The sequence below is a fragment of the Marinomonas ostreistagni genome, assembly GCF_016461785.1.
In the GTDB taxonomy this organism is placed as follows: domain Bacteria; phylum Pseudomonadota; class Gammaproteobacteria; order Pseudomonadales; family Marinomonadaceae; genus Marinomonas; species Marinomonas ostreistagni_A.
On record NZ_JAEMUH010000006.1, the window covers coordinates 164,432 to 182,950 of the forward strand.

Annotated in this window: 19 protein-coding genes; 8 read left to right on the forward strand and 11 right to left on the reverse strand. The window is 44.7% G+C overall.

What is annotated here, in order from left to right; genetic code table 11:
• The first annotated feature begins 4 nt into the window (after positions 1 to 4).
• From JHD44_RS07880 to JHD44_RS07900, 5 genes are read left to right on the forward strand one after another with little or no spacing between them, the layout of a single operon-like run.
• Positions 5 to 1,708: an ABC transporter permease gene (locus JHD44_RS07880; protein ID WP_199462203.1), complete on the forward strand. Its 1,704-nt coding sequence runs from the start codon at positions 5 to 7 to the stop codon at positions 1,706 to 1,708.
• Entirely contained in the window at positions 1,690 to 2,736 is a 1,047-nt protein-coding gene (locus JHD44_RS07885) for an ABC transporter ATP-binding protein (RefSeq protein WP_199462204.1), read from the forward strand. Before JHD44_RS07880 ends, JHD44_RS07885 begins: the two co-directional genes overlap by 19 nt.
• Positions 2,720 to 3,784, forward strand: coding sequence for an MBL fold metallo-hydrolase (locus JHD44_RS07890; protein WP_199462205.1), 1,065 nt, complete (start codon positions 2,720 to 2,722; stop codon positions 3,782 to 3,784). Before JHD44_RS07885 ends, JHD44_RS07890 begins: the two co-directional genes overlap by 17 nt.
• Before the next feature lie 2 nt (positions 3,785 to 3,786).
• Positions 3,787 to 4,341 carry a histidine phosphatase family protein gene (locus JHD44_RS07895; RefSeq protein ID WP_199462206.1) on the forward strand — a complete coding sequence of 185 codons (555 nt, stop codon included), beginning with the start codon at positions 3,787 to 3,789 and terminating at the stop codon, positions 4,339 to 4,341.
• The gene (locus JHD44_RS07900; RefSeq protein ID WP_199462207.1) at positions 4,338 to 4,790 is read left to right on the forward strand and encodes an HAD family acid phosphatase; all 453 of its coding nucleotides are present in this window, start codon (positions 4,338 to 4,340) and stop codon (positions 4,788 to 4,790) included. Before JHD44_RS07895 ends, JHD44_RS07900 begins: the two co-directional genes overlap by 4 nt.
• Before the next feature lie 27 nt (positions 4,791 to 4,817).
• On the opposite strand, the gene JHD44_RS07905 is transcribed toward JHD44_RS07900, so the two are convergent.
• The 7 genes from JHD44_RS07905 to JHD44_RS07935 all read right to left on the reverse strand — a co-directional run bounded on the left by JHD44_RS07905 (position 4,818) and on the right by JHD44_RS07935 (position 12,798).
• Positions 4,818 to 6,017: an EAL domain-containing protein gene (locus tag JHD44_RS07905; RefSeq protein WP_199462208.1), complete on the reverse strand. Its 1,200-nt coding sequence runs from the start codon at positions 6,015 to 6,017 to the stop codon at positions 4,818 to 4,820.
• A 234-nt stretch (positions 6,018 to 6,251) separates the two neighbouring features.
• The gene (locus tag JHD44_RS07910; protein ID WP_199462209.1) at positions 6,252 to 6,524 is read right to left on the reverse strand and encodes a hypothetical protein; all 273 of its coding nucleotides are present in this window, start codon (positions 6,522 to 6,524) and stop codon (positions 6,252 to 6,254) included.
• A gap of 447 nt (positions 6,525 to 6,971) precedes the next feature.
• Positions 6,972 to 8,282 (reverse strand): NAD(P)/FAD-dependent oxidoreductase, encoded by a 1,311-nt coding sequence (locus JHD44_RS07915; RefSeq protein WP_199462210.1) that lies wholly within the window; start codon positions 8,280 to 8,282, stop codon positions 6,972 to 6,974.
• 65 nt (positions 8,283 to 8,347) lie between these two features.
• The gene (locus tag JHD44_RS07920) at positions 8,348 to 9,118 is read right to left on the reverse strand and encodes an amino acid ABC transporter ATP-binding protein (protein ID WP_199462211.1); all 771 of its coding nucleotides are present in this window, start codon (positions 9,116 to 9,118) and stop codon (positions 8,348 to 8,350) included.
• Positions 9,118 to 10,476, reverse strand: a complete 1,359-nt coding sequence (locus JHD44_RS07925; RefSeq protein WP_199462212.1) for an amino acid ABC transporter permease — start codon at positions 10,474 to 10,476, stop codon at positions 9,118 to 9,120. The genes JHD44_RS07920 and JHD44_RS07925 overlap by 1 nt, the downstream gene beginning before the upstream one ends.
• Complete coding sequence (locus JHD44_RS07930) at positions 10,477 to 11,667, reverse strand: amino acid ABC transporter permease (protein WP_233401895.1); 1,191 nt, start codon at positions 11,665 to 11,667, stop codon at positions 10,477 to 10,479.
• A gap of 99 nt (positions 11,668 to 11,766) precedes the next feature.
• Positions 11,767 to 12,798: an amino acid ABC transporter substrate-binding protein gene (locus JHD44_RS07935; protein WP_199462214.1), complete on the reverse strand. Its 1,032-nt coding sequence runs from the start codon at positions 12,796 to 12,798 to the stop codon at positions 11,767 to 11,769.
• A 199-nt stretch (positions 12,799 to 12,997) separates the two neighbouring features.
• Here JHD44_RS07935 and JHD44_RS07940 point away from each other — a divergent pair, with 199 nt between their 5' ends.
• Positions 12,998 to 13,909: a LysR family transcriptional regulator gene (locus tag JHD44_RS07940; protein ID WP_199462215.1), complete on the forward strand. Its 912-nt coding sequence runs from the start codon at positions 12,998 to 13,000 to the stop codon at positions 13,907 to 13,909.
• 16 nt (positions 13,910 to 13,925) lie between these two features.
• On the opposite strand, the gene JHD44_RS07945 is transcribed toward JHD44_RS07940, so the two are convergent.
• Positions 13,926 to 15,107: an AAA family ATPase gene (locus JHD44_RS07945; RefSeq protein WP_199462216.1), complete on the reverse strand. Its 1,182-nt coding sequence runs from the start codon at positions 15,105 to 15,107 to the stop codon at positions 13,926 to 13,928.
• A 94-nt stretch (positions 15,108 to 15,201) separates the two neighbouring features.
• Between JHD44_RS07945 and JHD44_RS07950 the strand changes: the two genes are divergently transcribed.
• Together JHD44_RS07950 and JHD44_RS07955 are read left to right on the forward strand one after the other, a co-directional pair.
• Positions 15,202 to 15,678 carry an NYN domain-containing protein gene (locus JHD44_RS07950; RefSeq protein WP_199462217.1) on the forward strand — a complete coding sequence of 159 codons (477 nt, stop codon included), beginning with the start codon at positions 15,202 to 15,204 and terminating at the stop codon, positions 15,676 to 15,678.
• An 81-nt stretch (positions 15,679 to 15,759) separates the two neighbouring features.
• Entirely contained in the window at positions 15,760 to 16,092 is a 333-nt protein-coding gene (locus JHD44_RS07955) for a cupin domain-containing protein (RefSeq protein WP_199462218.1), read from the forward strand.
• Positions 16,093 to 16,115: 23 nt separating this feature from the next.
• On the opposite strand, the gene JHD44_RS07960 is transcribed toward JHD44_RS07955, so the two are convergent.
• The 3 genes from JHD44_RS07960 to JHD44_RS07970 form a co-directional block, all read right to left on the reverse strand.
• Positions 16,116 to 16,364, reverse strand: a complete 249-nt coding sequence (locus JHD44_RS07960; RefSeq protein ID WP_199462219.1) for a hypothetical protein — start codon at positions 16,362 to 16,364, stop codon at positions 16,116 to 16,118.
• A gap of 54 nt (positions 16,365 to 16,418) precedes the next feature.
• Positions 16,419 to 17,273: a histone deacetylase gene (locus JHD44_RS07965; RefSeq protein ID WP_199462220.1), complete on the reverse strand. Its 855-nt coding sequence runs from the start codon at positions 17,271 to 17,273 to the stop codon at positions 16,419 to 16,421.
• A gap of 104 nt (positions 17,274 to 17,377) precedes the next feature.
• Positions 17,378 to 18,484, reverse strand: coding sequence for an HD domain-containing phosphohydrolase (locus JHD44_RS07970; RefSeq protein ID WP_199462221.1), 1,107 nt, complete (start codon positions 18,482 to 18,484; stop codon positions 17,378 to 17,380).
• Positions 18,485 to 18,519 lie beyond the last annotated feature (35 nt).

The window sequence follows — 18,519 nt, forward strand, 5'->3', positions numbered from 1 at the left end:
CACGATGTATCTACGCAACACCGATAGCCAGCTACGCTGGCTATCCTTTTCGATTTTTCTATTGATTGCTTTGCTGAGCTTATTGCCCAGCGCCAGACTCATCATGGAAGCCTTAAAGGGGGTGCAGTTTGATATGCAGTCGCCCTTAAGTGGAATCATGCGCAGCAGTCAAACATGGACGGCTTTTCGAAACAGCTTTTATACCTCAGGCCTTGGCACACTGATCGCCGTGGTATTGGGTGCAGGCTTCGCCTTTATTGTCACCCTAACCAATATCCGCGCCCGCGCGATTTGGGTATTTCTGTTTATGTTGCCGATGATGATTCCACCGCAAGTCACAGCCCTAAGCTGGCTTCAGCTGTTCGGACCAGCTAGTCCCATATTGAATACCTTTGGCATTGCTCCTGCGCTTGGCAGCCCAAATCCAATGTACTCTGCAGAAGGTATTGCTCTGCTATTGGGCATTCAGAATGCACCTCTGGTATTCCTTGCTTTGCGCACTCAGCTGCTTTGCTTACCTCAAGATTTGATTGAGGCAGCTAAAGTTGCTCGCGCCTCACAAGAAGCCATTTGGATCGATATTATTTTGCCCCTAACACGTGGCGCGTTAATCGCCGGTGCCGCACTGGCATTTGTCTCATCATTAGGCAATTTTGGTATCCCTGCCATGCTGGGCATCCCCGTGAATTACTTGGTTCTGCCGACGCTGATTTATCAAAAGATGGCCGGCTTTGGCCAAGGTATGCTGAGCGAAGTAGCTGGTTTATCCATGCTGATCTCGTTTCTTGTTCTAGGCGGGATGATTATGCAGCAATGGCTACAACAGCGCAGCGAATACGCATTAGTGGGACACAGCTCAAGCCATATGTCATTTCGTTTAGGTAAATGGCGCCTACCCACTGAAACCGCTCTTGGCTTGATACTGCTGATGATTTTAGTGGTGCCATGCATTGCGCTTGTCGTCAGTTCATTTGTGCCAGCTTTAGGCATGCCATTGAACAGTCAAACGTTTACTGTCTCTGCTTACATTGAAATGCTCGCGAACCAAGGTGTCACAACCAGAGCGTTTAGCAATAGCTTATTGCTCGCTGGAGCAGCTTCCGTTGTCTTGATGTGCTTGTGTTTACCACTTAGCTACATCTTGTTAAAGCTGCCACTTAAGGTGCGAATATTAGTCACCAGTTTGATCGAAGTGCCTTATGCGATTCCAGGGATTGTATTGGCCATTGCTTTCATTTTGCTGTTTGCACGCCCTCTGCCTATTCTCGGTGTGAGCATCTACGGTTCCATGAGCATTATCTTCCTTGCCTATTTATCATGCTTTTTGAGTGTCTGCTTAAAACCAATTTATAGCGCTATGTCCCAAATGGACAAGGCTTTAGAAGAAGCGGCACAGCTAGCCGGCGCCAATGCAATACAACGTTTGGTGCATATCATTCTGCCACTGACAGCCCCCGCCTTCTTCGCGGGTGCCATCCTAGTGTTTCTTATCTCAGTCAATGAACTAACAGTATCGGCTCTGCTTTGGAGTGCCGGCAATGAAACCCTAGGTGTATTGATCTTTAACTTGGACGAAAGCGGTGACACCGTTCTAGCGTCTGCAATTTCCGTATTAGTTGTTTTACTTGTGGCAGCGCTGATGGCCTGTCTGAGCTTACTCGCGCCACGCTTACCAAAAGGTGTAATCCCATGGCACGACTCAGTTTAAACGCAGTCAGCAAGTCTTTCGGCGATAAAACAGTCGTCGATAACCTTTCATTAACTATTGAACCTGGGCAGTTCGTCGCACTGCTTGGCCCAAGTGGTTGTGGCAAATCTACTATATTGCGCATGTTGGCAGGCTTTGAAACCGTCTCAGCTGGCGATATTCAGCATGGAGACCAGTGCCTTTCGAGCGCAAAGTTTCACTTACCTACGGAAGAGCGCAACTTTGGTATGGTGTTTCAATCCTATGCCCTATGGCCGCATATGACGGTTATGGAAAACGTAGGCTATCCGTTGAAAATCCAGAAAGTTGACCGTCAAAACTATCAACGACGCGTACAAGACGCCTTGGATATTGTGCAGCTTAACGATTTCAAAGACCGTTTACCTAGTCAACTAAGCGGTGGTCAGCGTCAACGTGTAGCGCTCGCTCGTAGCCTTGTGACAGAGCCGGATGTAATTCTGTTTGATGAACCTCTCGCGAATCTTGATCGTCATTTACGCGAAAGCATGGAAATCACTTTCCGTGAATTTCACCGCCGTACCGGCGCCACCATGGTTTATGTGACTCACGATCAAGCGGAAGCGATGGCTTTGGCGGATCAAATTGCCGTATTAAAAGACGGTCAATTGATGCAATGGAGTACCCCTGAAGACCTATACGCTCAGCCAAATAATGAATGGGTGGCGAACTTCATCGGCCAAGGCTCGATCCTGCGTTGCCAATCGGTTCTAGGTAACCAACTGCTGACTTCTGCTGATGTTATCGGGCTATTGTACGATCAAACAGGACATCATGGCCGAATGTTGGTTCGCCCTCAACATGTTGATTTGTCGGCTACCTCCAACATGCTACAAGGCACGGTTCGCGAATGTATTTTCCGTGGAGAACGTTACGATATCTTCTTGGAACTTGAAAATGGTGACACGCTGCACGCATACCACACAGAGCCTTTAACGATTGGCTCAGCACGTCAGTTATCGATTCAACAAGCCTGGACCTTAGAGCCTTCCCATGACCACGACCATTAATGTTTTAAGTGGTTTTGGCACCAAGGCCGCTGCTGCGATTTCCGTTAAAACCCAATTAGAAAATGGCCAACTTGTACACTTACTGCTCGATGCCGGCGGTTCACTAGAAGGCCACTCAGATAAAGGCTGGCAGCTCCCCGAGGATGTCGATGCCATCGTTATCAGTCACGATCATCCGGATCATATAGGTGGATTAACCGACGTCCCGGCATCGGTGCCTGTGTATGCAACAGAGCAAGTCATACCCTATTTACCTAAGCATTTGAATATTCAGCGATTACCAAACCGAGGCACGATTGATATTAACGGTATTCGGATTCGAACAGGCTGTGCCGGCCATTCATTTGGTGGCGTCTGGCTGCATTTGGACATCACAGGCGGCATTTTTTACAGCGGAGATTTCTGCCTAGAGTCAGAATTGTTTCCGTTTGACCGGCCGCCCAAAGCGGCAACGGCATTATTAGATGCGTCTTATGGTTTGTACGACAAAACTCAAGATCAGGCGAAGCAAGATATCTTGTCTATGCTTTCAACAGAAAAGCCTAACTTGATGCCCGTTCCGCAAAGCGGTCGAGCATTGGAAATGGCTTGTTGGTTTGAACAACAAGGTATTAAAGATTGGGTGTTAGGCAATGACTGTCTGCAACCACAAGATATCACTCAAGTCTCGGATGAATTGGTTTGTCCAGAGCTTAGAAAGCTGGCTGCCAATATTACGCCGCGAATATTTGATGACCATGCACTGATTATATTGTGCGGTGACCCCGAAGGCTTCTCGGGTGATGCTGGACGACTATTGAAACACGCGGATCAGTACAACGTAATCTATACTGGGCACCTTCCCGCTCATGCAAGACAAGCAGTTGCTGAGGGGCATGCGCACTTTGTCCGTTGGAATGTTCATCCAACTAGCCAAGACATCGCATGCGTTATGGATCAATTGCAATGTCAGCGCTGTGTACCTCTCTTTAGCCCTATTGAAGATATCGACGAATGGCGCTACCGCCTAGGCAAACATCTTCTAGCAACTTCAATGATTGAGCTTTAACTATGCAACTTATCTCAAAACCGTTTGTTTTTGCCCGCCATGCACAAAGCAACTTTAACGCCGCTAAACGCATTGGCGGGAGTACCGATAGCCACTTATCTGCACTTGGTGAACAACAAGCTAAAAACGCTGCAAAGCTGCTTAATAAATCTTGGTCAGTCGTGTGTACTAGCGATTTAACGCGCACCATTCAAACCGCCAAACTCGCCGTCCCAGGGCATGAGTTACAACATTTTAAAGGCATTCGAGAGCGAGACTGGGGCAGCCTTGAAGGGCAACCTATTCCTAACGCAACCGACTATTTCGCAACGCCCGAAAACGGTGAACCTTGGGGTGACTTCTACAAACGCAGTATCGATACGATCAACCTTATCCTAGAGAAATACGATCAACCTTTAATCATCGCTCACTCAGGCATTTATCGAGCGATTCATCATTCCCTATTCGGCACGCCAGAAGGCCCACGCATTGGCAATATAGAGCCAATTATCGTAAAGCCAAAACATGGCCGAAACAATCGTTGGGAACTTATTCCATACAGAGGACATTCATTATGAAACACAGCGCAGTCATCGTCGATTTGGATGGCACCTTAGCCGAGTTTGACCCGATTTTTGTAAAAGACTGGGTACTAGGCAAAGAGAAGCAATGGGAACCTTTCTTTGAACACATGAAAGACGCCCCCGTGATTGAAAACATTTTTAAGCTGGTCAATATCCTGAAAAACAGTGGCGAAAAGATCCTCATTTGCTCAGGTCGGCCAGAAAGTCACCAACAACACTCTGAAGCTTGGATGCAACAAAATAATATTCCATACGATGGCGTCTATCTAAGACCATTAAAAGCGGACCATGTACCTGATGAAGAAGTAAAAAAGCAGTTGCTTGAACGTATTCATGCCGACGGTTTTGAGCCATGGATGGTGCTTGATGACCGCGATGCGGTCGTAAAACAATGGCGAAAATTAGGACTGACTTGCCTACAATGCGCACCAGGCAATTTCTAGTCGTAGACGCTAAGCTTCACATGGAGCTTAGCGCTTTAAAGGCGCTGGCCGTCCTAGCAAATAACCTTGACCAAGTTTGATGTTCAAGGTCTGTATACAACTAAGCTCTTCTCGGGTTTCAATCCCTTCTGCCACAATAATAGCGTTCGTTTCATTTGCAAACGCAACAATTGCGGTAGCCAACGCATACTGTGAGGAGTCGGTATCAATTCCACTAATTAAACTCCTGTCTAGTTTGATAACATCTGGTTTCAACTGAAGAATATGCCGAAAGCTAGCATAACCTGAGCCTGCGTCATCCACTGCGATTTGCAGGCCTAACTCTCTTAAAGGCTGCAGAGCATTTGAGACCTCAACGTAATCATCAATATGTTCATGCTCTGTAATTTCCAATACAAGCCGCTCAGCGTGATCGCCAAACATGGACACGATACTTGAACATCTCATAATCGTTTCAGGAGATACGTTGATACCTAAGTATTGATCAGAATTAACGAATTCGAGCATTTCAAACGCCTTTCTACCAGTGACGCATTCTAACTCATAGGTCAACCCAACTTTTGCAGCGTTTATAAACCACTCTTCAGTGTTAAAGTCGGAATATTGCTCGCTAAAGCGGGTTAATGTTTCATAGCCTGTTACTCTATTTTCTTCTAAATCAAAAATTGGCTGGCAGACAATATGAAATGCCTCATTCTCAATTATTTCTAGCACTCGATGTTTAAGCTCTAACATCGTTTTGTCTTCAACTAAGCTATTTCGAAGCAATTCAGAAGCTAAGTCACTAAAGGAACGAAGTGAGGCCAAATCTTTACTAGTCAGGTGATAGTTTGACTGGCGACTAAAACAACAGAATGTTCCAAATACAGAACCATCGTCGCGAAAAATAGGAACGCTAATGTGTGCTCCTACGGGAAGGTTATGTGTTACTTGCAATGCTCTTGCTTCTTCAAAGTCAATCGCATTTTGCATTAGCTCTGGTAACCGACCATCGACTACTCGTGAACAATAGCTTTCTTCGAAGTCATCTGCATGATCTATCTGGAGAACTTCTTCCAAACCGTTTTCAGCATCAACTAAACGAAATATACGAGAGCCATCTTTGAATTCAGATATGAAAGCAAATTCCATACACAATGACTCCCTCGCTGAATGCAATATCTGCTTCAACACTGTTTTAATAGATAGTCGTTCGCCTTCAAGCTCAACATCAGAAAAACTTTGCATTTACCACCTTAACCATTTTGGCTAGCCATACACTCACTTTTCATCCATACAACATAGGTCATGCTGCAACATCAGTAAAATCTAATGGAATTATATCGAGCAATATCTTTTGGTTTTGTAACGTTATGATGGAGTTCTGAAATAGCTGATAACAAAAAACCCCTAAAGGTTAACCTTTAGGGGTTTGATTTGATCGACACAATCCATTCAGGAATTGTGACTGCTCACTTATTGTTAATTTGCAGAGTGAACCGTATCAAACTCTGACTGTAACTCATCTACTTTCTGTTGGTATGCATCAAGTTTCTGAGACAATGTCGCAGGAGAGTTAAACTCTACATTTGGGTTAGATTCAATGCCCATTGTCTCTAGCTGTGCAGACAATGCTTTGGCATGAGCTTGGGCATCCAAGTAGTCATCCAGTAGGTTGTTTTCGTCGCTTGCAGCAAATGAAGCGGAAGCAGATAGAGCAAGAGCAGCAATTAGAGCAGGAGTTTTAAAGTTCATAATATCCACCTTATATTTTATATCTTAACTGCATTAGATAGCAGTCAACATGTCTGTTGAGAAACAAGCAATGTGCTTGTCTCGTTTTGATAAGGTGAATATTAGACCTCCTAGAAAATAAAAAAAGAGCTTTAAATACCATTCCAAAATGCTTCCCATAAACTGAAAAAACAGCCTTAATTAAAGATAAATGGATGGATTATGAAACTTTTGTTCATGTCGTTCGTTATTGATCAAAATACGCAAATATTATTGATGAAAGCAAAAACTGAAAGAATATCTATAATGCCCACAACCGAAAGCAGGCAAAAAAACGTTAAGGATGAATGCAATATTCATCCTTAAATCAGTAACCCAGTTGAAATAAGCGTCTTTCATTTACTCATTTGAAATCAACAAAATTAATCTATATTGATCGAATAGTTAAATAGATCTGTCAAACGATGCTTACCAGCCTTGTCGATCTGCAAAATCATGCCATTTCATAATGGCAGGCAGAAACCAAGGCGTACCGTTGTAAAGCGGTCTTCCTTTGAATGGGAAGGCATCAAACGATGTTTTCCCTTCGGCAAGTTGCAACACTTGTTGAGCCACCTTACGACCAAAGTAATTGGCTCGACCCACACCGGACCCGCAGTACCCCATGGCATAGTTCATATCGTCTAGCTTGCCAATATGCGGAACATGGTCAAACGTATAGGCAATTAGGCCAGACCAAGCATAATCGATTTTGGTTTCGCTAAGTTGCGGAAACGTTCGGATCATAAAGTCTTGAAGGTACTTCGAATAAAGCTGGGGTTGATCACCGCGACCAAAGGCACGTCCTCCAAATAGAATGCGTTTACCATCTGGAGAAGGTCGATAATACGCTACCAAGCGTTCGGTTCCGCCATGAGCACGTAGCTTTGGAGAGACAGATTGTACGACAGACTCTGGTAATTCTTCCGTGGCAATCATAGCCGATCGGATCGGTATTAAACGTCGTTTGAATTCGCTGAACTGCCCATCGGTGTAGCCATTGGTGGCAATAATGACTTGATCTGCCTGTAACTGACCGCCATCGTAAATCACGTTAAACCCTGAGACTTGTTTGTCAACTTTGCGAACTTTCGTGTGTTCACACAGGAATGCCCCCTCGCTAGCAGCGATTTGAGCTAACCCTGCAAACAGTTTTGCTGGCTGAAGCGCACCATCCGTTGGGTAGACCACCCCGCCATGGTAAGCATTAGAGCCAACTTCTTCGTGCTGACGTGATTTAGGCACTTCAATGGCTGGAAAGTCGACGACTTTTGCCAATTCTTCCGCTTGTTCGATTAAACCCGCATAGTGACTGGGATGACTGGCACCTCGGAAACGACCACATAAGTTTAAATCACAATCGATGTTTTCTTCACGAATAAAATCCACTAACCAATTAAATGCTGTCAAACTTTCTCTGATGGAGGTATGGACGTTTTCTCGACCATACTGACGTTCCAAACCATCGACGCCTAATTTACTGAAACTGGGGCCAAGTAAGCCGCCATTTCGACTGCTTGCTCCTTCGCCCATTCTGCCTGCTTCAAGTACCGCGACTTTCATTCCTGCACGCACTAATGTGATCGCCGCTGACATTCCCGTAAAGCCCCCACCGACAATGCAGACATCTACTTTTGTCGGCATTTGATAGCGAGGCGTTATTTGAAAAGTTCGGTTGTAAGACGTATCTGCCAGCCAAAAAGGCATGTTGGTGTACGTCGATAAATGTTTTGCCAACATATCGATAAAATCCGTAAATCTTGGGTAAGTAATGGAGCCCCTGCTTGGGCTCCTAGAGCATCGAGCTAAAGCACGTGTTGTAAGAACTCTCTGGTTCGGTCCCATTCTGGGTTGACCAGCACCTGCTCAGGTGGACCGACTTCAACCACTTCGCCATCGGCCATAAATACCACTCGGTCGGCAACTTGTCGGGCAAACTGCATTTCATGGGTGACACAAACCATGGTCATACCGGTTTTTGCGAGGTCGATCATGACGTCCAATACCTCTTTCACCATTTCTGGGTCTAATGCAGAAGTAGGCTCATCAAACAGCATGATTTTGGGTTCCATGGCTAATGAGCGAGAGATCGCAACACGTTGTTGTTGACCACCAGAGAGTTGTCCAGGGAAACGCTCTGCCAAATGGGCAATGCCAACACGATCGAGTAGTTTCATAGCGGTTCGATTGGCTTCGTTCTCTGGTAACTTGCGTAACCAAGTCAACCCAAGCGTACAGTTTTCTAATACGGTAAGGTGTGGGAACAAGTTAAAGTTTTGAAACACCATGCCCATGGTATTGTGAATCAGCTGATCGCTTTGGCGGTCTCTTGCCAGAGTCTGACCAAACACATTTACCTGACCTTCTTGGTATTCTTCTAAGTGATTAAGAGAGCGAATCAATGTGGACTTGCCAGAGCCTGACGGTCCACAGACCACCATTATTTCACCTTCGTAGATATCGAGAGTAACGTCTTTTAAAACGTGATGGTCTCCATACCATTTATTCAGTTGCTGGATTTCAATGGCTTTTACTTCTTCCTTTGCCAACGCAGCGTTTGTATTCAATGTAGCCATTAGCGATCAACCTTTAAACGTTTTTCCAAGTTAAGACTGTATTGCGACATGCCATAACAAATGACAAAAAATAGAATAGAAATCATGACCAGAGGCTCAGTGTGTAAGCCGATCCAATCTTTATCATTGGCAATGTTTCGTGCCATCAACATGATGTCGAATAAGCCAATGATGGAGACTAGCGTCGTGTCTTTGAGCAAGCTGATAAACGATGTCATGATATTTGGAATCATCATGCGCAGTGCTTGAGGCAAGATAACCAGCAACATCGTGTGCCAGTAGCCAAACCCTAAGGTTTTGGCGGCTTCATATTGCCCCGCTGGTATGGCCTGTAAACCACCACGAATGTTCTCGGCCATGTACGCACCCGCAAAGATGCAGACCGCAACGAGTACTTGGGCAAGCTTATTGAACTCCACATCAGCTGGTAGAAAGATCGGTAGCAGTGTCACTGCCATAAACAGAACGGTGATTAGAGGGACGGATCTCACCAACTCAATTGTCACCAGACATAACCAATGAATCACAGGTAACTTGGAACGACGTCCTAGGGCTAACACCACCCCAACTGGAATTGCCATGGTGATTGCAAAGCCAGCGATGATGAAGGTCAAGAACAATCCGCCCCAGCGTTCGATGGCCACACTAGGCAAAGAGACTTGCGTTAAGCCAAAAGCAATGGCGATCGCCAAGGCTCCCCACACAAGTAGCAAGCTGGTTAAATGAACGCGTCGCTGAATCCATTGGGATAACACCGGAACAAACACTTCATGAAGTCCCTGTTTACCCAGTTTATGCAATCCCCAGTTAAGGTAATTAAGCACAAAGTAGGCGAGTGCTAAGCTAGTCATAAGGCCGTGGAGCAGCCCTAGTTCTTGGCCAAATTGACCACCTAGAAACAGGTACCCACCTAAGAATGGAAATAGGCCAATCCAAGAAAGCAAAACAAAGTTTCTTAATGGCAAACCTTTGGACATCAGTGGCAGCAACCAAGCCACAGCAATCATAAAGCCTGCATTCACACGCCATTGTTCTTCTATGGGATAGCGACCGTAGATAAGTCCGTTAAACCAGCTGATAATGCCTGCCCAGCAGGCGCCATCTGGGCTGATTTCCATACATTGACGACGACTGTCTGCGACAAATACGGCGTTAATAACGGCCCAATCCAGCATCCCTTTTATTAAATAGAATCCACCCAGTAGAATCAGCAACGTCAGCACTGAGTTACCAATATTGTTAAAACATCGCTGACGCAAAATATGAAACACACCACGATTTTGCTTCAAGGGCGGACGTGCTGGAGCGGCTTTGAAGCGCTTCACAGCGGAGTTGTCTGTGTATTTAGAAGCACTCATTTATCTCACCTTATATTGAACGCGTTCGTTGTATCGATTTAACAGATACGACATAAGCAAACTGATAATGATGTAGAAGCCCATCACCATAGAGATAATTTCAATGGCTCGTCCGGTCTGGTTGATTGACGTTTGCATAAACACGGACACTAACTCTGGGAAACCAATGGCAACGGCTAAAGAGGAGTCCTTGGTCGCCGCCAGCCATGAGTTGGTCATCGGCGGAATAATAGCTCTTACCGCTTGTGGAATAAGTACCAAGCGAAGCGTTTGAAATCTTGAGAAGCCGATCGTAAACGCGGCTTCGTGTTGGCCTTTATCGATGGACTGCATGCCGGCACGAACCGTTTCAGCAATGGCCGCGGAACGATAAACAGTCATCGCAACAAAGGCAGCGCCAAATGAGGCCGGCAAGAAGGCTCCACCAGAAAAGTTAAATCCTTTCAGTGCTGGAATAGACCAGCTTAACCATTGAGACAGTACGCCATAAGAAATGACAACAGCAACTCCCCATACCACCAGCGCAAAGTAAAACGCTTGTGGATGCTTACCCGTTTCTCGTTTTACATTGGCAGACCAGCGACGCATCAACCACAGACTTACCATCGCAACTGCGATCAATAAAGCAGCCCACCAACCTGAAATCGACATGCTCGCCGTTGGAAGGTACAGCCCTCGGTTATTCAAGAAAGCCCAATCAAAAAAGTGATAGCTTTGTCTAGGTGCAGGCAGTGTTGAGAAAATGACAGTGAACCAGAAGATAATTTGAATAAGCAATGGCACGTTACGCACCACTTCCACATACCAGCGAGCCAATTGAGAGACTAGCGGATTATGTGAAAGTCGCATGATGCCGACAATGGTTCCAATCAAGGTGCCAACAATGATCACAGCAAAGGATAAAACCAAGGTATTAAGCACACCGACAAAAAACACTCGCCAGTAACTCATGCTTGGGTCATAAGGAATCAAACTCCAGCTGATATTGAAACCAGCCGTCACACTTAGAAAATCAAATCCAAACGACATGCCCAAACGATCGAGGTTTTCTGCCGCATTGGCAAACACATACCACAGGGTAAACAGCACAAGTCCAAGTGTCACAGCTTGAATGACCGTCGCTCTGGTAGAGTCTTTATTAAGCAATCCGTGATTAGAGCTGACTTTAGGTGTGGTCGTTCGACTGTTCATTGAGGTGTTAGCTCTTTTTGCAATAGAAGATTGAGTCATAAACTAAACCAATAAGAATCAGGTAGATAGCAGGAGGAAAAACCTCCTGCTAACGTCACATTAACGGAAAGATTTGGCGTACATCATGCCACCGTCTTTCCACAATGCGTTGAGCGTCCCTTCACGCTCTAAACCTAATACACTGTTTGGTCCTACATTACGCTCATAAACTTCGCCGTAGTTACCTACATTTTTAATGACTTGATAAGCCCAATCTTGAGGAAGACCTAGCCCTTTGTTTAAACTTCCTTCAACCCCGAGAAGACGACGGACCACAGGGCTTTGGCTATTTGCTTTCATCTCATCCACGTTTTCGGATGTGATACCAAACTCTTCTGCAGCCACCATAGCTGCAAAGGTCCACTTCACGACGTTGGCCCATTCACTGTCATTTTGCTTGACCGCAAAGGACAACGCTTCTTTAGAAATAGTCTCAGGCAGAATAACGTAGTCTGCTGGATTCGGTGCCGCTGAGCGCTGTGCAGCAAGCCCTGATTTGTCATTGGTCAATGCATCACAGTTGTTGTTAAAGAAAGCAGTATTTCGGACAGAGGAGTCATCAAAGACAACCGTTTTCAAATCTAGGTTGTGTGCTCGGCTGTAGTCGGCAATGTTTAATTCACTAGAAGTACCTGTCAGCACACAGATCGTTGCCCCCTCCAGCTCTTTCACTGAAGTAACACCTAGATCTTTACGCACCATGAAGCCTTGTCCGTCATAAAAATACGTATCTAAAAAATCCAAACCTTGCTCGGCATCGCGAGAAAGAGTCCATGTCATCCCTTTTGACAACATGTCACCTTTACCACTTTTAATAGAGGTAAAACTTTGCGCCCACTGAACTGGCAGAAATTTAACACTTTGCGCGTCACCAAATACTGCTGCAGCGACGCCACGGCACATATCAATGTCCATGCCTTGCCACTCACCTTCTTTATTTAAACTGTAAAAGCCTGGGAAAGAGTTACCAATGACACAATTCACATAACCTCGTTCTTTCACTTGAGTTAAGGTAGAGGTCGTTTCAGCTGCAAAGGTTTGAGCTGATAACACTGATGAAGCAAGCAAAATAGAGGTCGATAGCTTTAGCATTTGAGTTTCCTTTTGTCGTGTCAGTACCATCGTCGTGGTAATGTTTTTTTGTTATGAGCCGTACTTGATCAACATTTTTCTTCAATGAATGCATGCTAAATGATGCAGATCAATCGACTAACAGTTAGGATCTTATGTGAAGTTTTTTAATAATCATACTGAATATTTTTGATGAGCCCATAACCTAAGGTTATCCTGTATGAACATAAATAAGCTCAGAATTTTTCACGAAGTTTTTGTAACTGGAAGCATTACACGGGCTGCGGAACGTTCGTATGTCAGCCAGCCAGCAGCCAGTAAAATGCTGGCAAACTTTGAAGATGAAATTGGCTATAAATTATTTGAACGAAGTAATGGCAAGCTAATTCCAACGGATGAGGCCATGTACCTTCACGAGGAAGTTTATGGAGTGCTGCAAAGTGTTAACCATCTAGAAGACAGCATTAAGAGTGCAAAAAACAATCGCTCAGGTCGACTAAGAGTGTGTAGTATTTTTGGTCCGTCCTACCAATTTCTCCCTGAGTTGATAGCAAAATTTAAAGCGAATAACCCCGGTGTTCATGTCAGTCTTCACTTATCGGGCTGTTCCGCTATTCGCCAAGGTGTTGCTTCCGGGCAATACCAAATAGGATTAGTAGATAAAGCGCAAAGTTCCTCTAAACACGACTCAGCAGCATTTGATATGGCGTGCTATTGTGCATTGCCAGCCAACCATCCTGCAGCGCAATTAGAGCAAGTATCTCCTCAAGAGCTTATCGATACCGCGTGGATTACGCTTGACTCTGAAAACGCAACAACAAAGGCATTGAAAAAAGCCTACAACAATGCGGAACTCAGGTTGCGTCGCACCATTGAAGTTCATACAACCATTCACGCACTTTCATTTGTTAACCTTGGAATGGGAGTGGCACTCGTTGACGCATTAAACTACCACCACTTTTCTAGCATTTTTAATTTACCAAATGTGGTGCTGAGACCGTTTACTCCAACCATTATTGAGCCCCTTGAGGTAATTACCTCAAACCTCAACCCTCTTTCTGGGTTAGCTAAAGAGTTTTACGACACCTTAATAAATGAACTGCAAAATAAACCAGGCATAACTATGGAGTGATCGCACTAATACCACTTCACTTTGGCCAATGCCAAGCCGGTAGATCTAGAACATCAATATCAGGGATCATGGTTTCTCCAAAGCTTTTTTCTAAGCGTATCGAATGACATTGCTCGTCTTGCTCTAAAGCAGCAATAAGGCGCGATGCATGTGAAACGACCCACATTTGTGAATGTTGAGCAGCGTAGCGGATTAAACGCGCAAGCGCAGGCAGCAGATCTGGATGTAGACTTGTTTCCGGCTCATTTAAAACCATTAGCTCCGGTGGTCGTGGCGTGAGTAAGGCCGCTACCCAAAGCACATAGCGTAATGTTCCATCGGACAATTCTGAAGCCGTTAACGGTCTTAGTAAACCATGTTGGTAAAAATAGAGAATAAAGCGGCCTTCTTGGGTTCGCTCTATATCAATGCTGGAACCTGGGAAAGCAAAGTCAATCGCACTGTGTAATGCTTCCGCATCCCCTATTTCTAAAATGGTTTGTAGAGCAGCAGCTAAATCCCTGCCATCATGATGCAGGACTGGTGTGAAGGTTCCCAAATGATGCTGACGTGCAGGCGCGGCTTGGTCGGTACGAAAATGATCGTAGAAACGCCATTTCTTAATGCGATCTTTCATTAAGAATGCTTCTGGGGTTTGAACGGCGTTTGCCGCCACTTCAAATAATGAGTCAAAACTTGAAGTATGGAAATTAATCACCTCCCAACTTCGACCATTACGGCATTTGATGGCATTATCTTGTCGATCAATCAACGCACCGGCAGGTCGGTAATAGTCACCGTGCCAAATCGTTTCACGCATGATCCCTGGATCAAGTTTAAACAGTGTTTCTGATGTAGTCGGCATTGCCACGCCAAATTTAGGTAAACCAAGTGATACGGCATAACCATAGTCTTCACCAGTAAACCCCAACCTGAGTTGGCGCTTGGTTTTTCTTGGGCCACCCTGTACAGGTACTTCACCATTACGCATTCGTTTTGAAATTTGCTCTGGCCCAGCCCAAAACACTGACTCCAAACCGCCATCCTCTGCTAAGGAGCGAACCAAACCACCCTCACCCACTTTTGCCAGCAACCGCAGTGCTTTGTAGAGATTAGACTTACCACTACCATTTTCACCGGTAACCAAATTTAGCTGCCCCAAAGGAATGGTTAAGTTAATAATGGATCGGTAGTTTTGGATGGCTAAGGTTTTGATCATATGAAATATGCTTCCTTTCGATCAGTTTAACGCGTTCATACTTTGCTTTCTTTTAATAACTAGGTAACGTCTACTTGAATTAAGGAGTCATTTCATGCAAACCGTTGCTATTTTTGTGGACGTACAAAATGTGTACTACACCACTCGACAAGCGTATCAAAAGCGCTTTGATTACAACTACTTTTGGCAAGCAGTCCTCTCAGATCGCTCTCTTTATCTAGCTAACGCTTACGCCATTGACCGAGGCGATCCACAACAGCGCTCATTTCAGAATATTCTACGTGCTATTGGTTTCAACGTAAAAACCAAACCCTACATTCAGCGTGCAGATGGATCCGCTAAAGGGGATTGGGACGTTGGCATAACGATCGATATTATGGAAAGTCTCCAACATATTGATGTTTTAGTCTTGGTTTCAGGAGATGGGGATTTTGAGTTGTTAGTCGAAAAGGCGAAATCTTACGGAAAGAAGGTGGAAGTCTATGGTGTACCAAATTTAACAGCGGACTCATTAATACAAGCTGCGAGCAGATTCATTCCGATCGAAGGTAACTTGTTACTTACCAAATAGCCCAACCTAATAACAATTTCGTATCATAATGATTTCAAATAGTTTAGATTAAATGAATACATTGAAAAGACAGGATGTTAAATGAAGATCAAGAGCCTTTTAAATAAAAATGATAGTCTCCCCCTTGAAGAGCTCTTTTTGCCACTCATTAATACGAAGGATTCGTCTCTAAAGCACATTATATCTCCTCCAGGATGCCGTCTTGATCCGAAATGGTATGACCAAGACCAAGATGAGTGGGTTACGGTTATTCAGGGGTACGGTGTAATTGCTTTTGAGGACGCTACCGTTGTATCGTTAAATTCAGGGGACTATATAACCATTCCAGCGCATACAAAACATCGGGTCATTAAAACTTCAGCTGATGAAACCACTGTTTGGCTGGCGATGTATTTTGATAAGGCGGAACAGTAGTGTGTTAAGTCGTCTATTATTCATTAGGCTTTGATATCAATTAAGGTTCCGAGCATTTCATTGGCAGTATCAATGACTCTTGCATTTGCCTTGGCGTTAATTTCACTTGTCTTAGCGTCAATCAAACCACTTTGAATACCATCTCTGGCACCATCTGAAATACGGTTTGTGCTCGCTTCTGCTACTTTTGCACTGGCTTGGTCTAAGCTTTGTTGGCTTCTCTGCAGGCCTAATTGACCATAATATTGACCACCATTAGATGAAATTTGCATATAACACCCTCTTTTTTCATTACGAACATTATTTATAGCACAGTTTCTATAGACTCACCCCATGCCTCGCTCTTGCCAAATCTCGTGGGCAGCTTGATGTAACAGACTATGCCGTTGAGCTACTTTTTGATGATTATGATCGTATCCCCCACCGATCACACATGCGATTGGCAAGCCTCGGTCTAACGCTTGCTCTATCACGTACCTGTCTCGCGCTAAAATCCCTTGATCCGATAAATTTACATAGCCTAATCGATCATCTTTGTGAACATCAGCACCTGCATCGTACAAAACAAAATCTGGTGAGTGTTGGTCCAATAGTTTAGGGATATGTTTTTCCAGAATACTCAAGTAGGCTTGGTCTTCGGTGGCTTTTGGCACGGGAATATTAATACCACCGCTTTGCTTAACAGCAGGAAAATTTTCTTCGCAATGAAATGATACAGGCAGCACAGCCTCCACCTCTTGAAAAAAGGCAATTGTGCCGTCTCCTTGATGGACATCGCAGTCAATGATCATGACTTTGCTCGCCTTTCCTGATTCAATAAGATGCGTCGCCGCGACAGCTAAGTCGTTAAAGATGCAAAAACCAACGCCTCTATCAGGAAATGCATGGTGCGTTCCGCCAGCAAGATGGCACGCAAGTCCATATTGTAACGCCAGCTCAGTGGTGAGCAGTGTTCCAGATACTGCTCTCAGTGTTCGCTCAACTAGCCAATCGCTCCAAGGCAAACCAATGGCTTTCACCTCTTCTGTCGATAACTGTCCACGAATAAACCGCCGCACATAATCAGGATGATGAGCTTTCATTAACGTAGACAATGACAATGGGCTCGGCTCATGGCAGTTATCGGGCGTGAGGATTTCGAGCTGAATTAAGTACTCATACAGAAGCCGAAATTTGGCCATCGGAAACCGGTGTCCATCTGGGAATGGGATACTGTAATGAGGATGATAAACTAGAGGTAATTTCAAAGTAGGACTTTAAACCGTAAAAAAGCCTAACCTTAACGTTATCGGTTCTTGGCGACCAGAAGTTTTCTCACTGCGCGGTTGAACGCATCAATAAAATGTGGCGGAATGCCTTTGCCACTTTCAGAGTTCACTTTCTGTATAGCTCTCATCGCACTCTTTTTATATTCATCACCTGACTTACCCCAGACGACATCGATAAATCTAACAGCCATTGAGAGAACAAAAGCGCCCTGCGGGATCATGCCACCAACCAAACCCTCTGGGTAACCTGTACCATCAAATCGCTCTTTATACGCCATGACCATTTCTGAAGCTTGCTCCCAACCTTCATGTTTCGACATAAGCTGCGCACCGACCATCGGATGGTTTTGCTCTGCTTGATACTTGGCTTCTTCGTCATCGCCGCATTTTAGGATCATTGCCAATCCCATATTGTGCATATACGCCGCTGCACTCAATTGAGCATTATCAACCGGTTCTGAGCATTCTTGGTTAATCAACAAGCTCAACTTTAAAATACGTTCACCACGCTCAGGCGAGTATCCTAGAAGCTTGTTTAGCCGGTAGCTAAGTTGCCTAAAATGGTCGATATCACTCAGCTGTTCATCGGCAAAATGTACTTTTACAACAAGGCTTTCCTTTTCCTTACTGGCTTTTTGCTCGGCTTCTAGAGCGTTATCAGCTAAGCGACGCAAAAACTCTTCGGTATGCTCTAACCGATCCTGTTGATCTTCATCTGCGTAAATTTTATCAAGGAAAGATTGTATGAAGACGAGTTTTTCTCTGTCTGCACCATGATGTTGATGCAATTGACGAAGCAAGTATAAAACTTTGTCCAATACTAAATTTATTAGTTCACCAAGCAATGTATGATAGGCGATGTAGCCACCACGCATACCATCCACTATCTCCTCAAGTCGATGCAAAGCATCCACTAAAGGGTCTAGGAAGCACACAGAACAGTTTCCTTTCATGCTATGTAATGATCGAAACAGTTTGTCCAGCTTCTCATGAGAAAAGCCAGCAGACTCAATATCGTTTACAATCGCTTCGATCTCTTGCTGTGCTTCGATATAGCATTCAAGCAAGTCGTCTTTTAGTTCCGCATCTAGTGCAGAGAACTCTTTGCAAGCAAACTGATTCATAGTCCTTCCAATCAAACTCAAACATCAGGCTTTTT

What these genes read in the sequence shown, in the direction of transcription:
- JHD44_RS07880 (WP_199462203.1), top strand. Translation starts at nt 5, where the DNA reads ATGTATCTACGCAACACCGATAGCCAGCTACGCTGGCTATCCTTTTCG.
- JHD44_RS07900 (WP_199462207.1), top strand. Translation starts at nt 4,338, where the DNA reads ATGAAACACAGCGCAGTCATCGTCGATTTGGATGGCACCTTAGCCGAG.
- JHD44_RS07960 (WP_199462219.1), bottom strand. Translation starts at nt 16,364, where the DNA reads ATGCAAATTTCATCTAATGGTGGTCAATATTATGGTCAATTAGGCCTG.
- JHD44_RS07885 (WP_199462204.1), top strand. Translation starts at nt 1,690, where the DNA reads ATGGCACGACTCAGTTTAAACGCAGTCAGCAAGTCTTTCGGCGATAAA.
- JHD44_RS07940 (WP_199462215.1), top strand. Translation starts at nt 12,998, where the DNA reads ATGAACATAAATAAGCTCAGAATTTTTCACGAAGTTTTTGTAACTGGA.
- JHD44_RS07970 (WP_199462221.1), bottom strand. Translation starts at nt 18,484, where the DNA reads ATGAATCAGTTTGCTTGCAAAGAGTTCTCTGCACTAGATGCGGAACTA.
- JHD44_RS07935 (WP_199462214.1), bottom strand. Translation starts at nt 12,798, where the DNA reads ATGCTAAAGCTATCGACCTCTATTTTGCTTGCTTCATCAGTGTTATCA.
- JHD44_RS07895 (WP_199462206.1), top strand. Translation starts at nt 3,787, where the DNA reads ATGCAACTTATCTCAAAACCGTTTGTTTTTGCCCGCCATGCACAAAGC.
- JHD44_RS07965 (WP_199462220.1), bottom strand. Translation starts at nt 17,273, where the DNA reads ATGGCCAAATTTCGGCTTCTGTATGAGTACTTAATTCAGCTCGAAATC.
- JHD44_RS07910 (WP_199462209.1), bottom strand. Translation starts at nt 6,524, where the DNA reads ATGAACTTTAAAACTCCTGCTCTAATTGCTGCTCTTGCTCTATCTGCT.
- JHD44_RS07915 (WP_199462210.1), bottom strand. Translation starts at nt 8,282, where the DNA reads ATGTTGGCAAAACATTTATCGACGTACACCAACATGCCTTTTTGGCTG.
- JHD44_RS07930 (WP_233401895.1), bottom strand. Translation starts at nt 11,667, where the DNA reads ATGAACAGTCGAACGACCACACCTAAAGTCAGCTCTAATCACGGATTG.
- JHD44_RS07955 (WP_199462218.1), top strand. Translation starts at nt 15,760, where the DNA reads ATGAAGATCAAGAGCCTTTTAAATAAAAATGATAGTCTCCCCCTTGAA.
- JHD44_RS07945 (WP_199462216.1), bottom strand. Translation starts at nt 15,107, where the DNA reads ATGATCAAAACCTTAGCCATCCAAAACTACCGATCCATTATTAACTTA.
- JHD44_RS07890 (WP_199462205.1), top strand. Translation starts at nt 2,720, where the DNA reads ATGACCACGACCATTAATGTTTTAAGTGGTTTTGGCACCAAGGCCGCT.
- JHD44_RS07950 (WP_199462217.1), top strand. Translation starts at nt 15,202, where the DNA reads ATGCAAACCGTTGCTATTTTTGTGGACGTACAAAATGTGTACTACACC.
- JHD44_RS07905 (WP_199462208.1), bottom strand. Translation starts at nt 6,017, where the DNA reads ATGCAAAGTTTTTCTGATGTTGAGCTTGAAGGCGAACGACTATCTATT.
- JHD44_RS07920 (WP_199462211.1), bottom strand. Translation starts at nt 9,118, where the DNA reads ATGGCTACATTGAATACAAACGCTGCGTTGGCAAAGGAAGAAGTAAAA.
- JHD44_RS07925 (WP_199462212.1), bottom strand. Translation starts at nt 10,476, where the DNA reads ATGAGTGCTTCTAAATACACAGACAACTCCGCTGTGAAGCGCTTCAAA.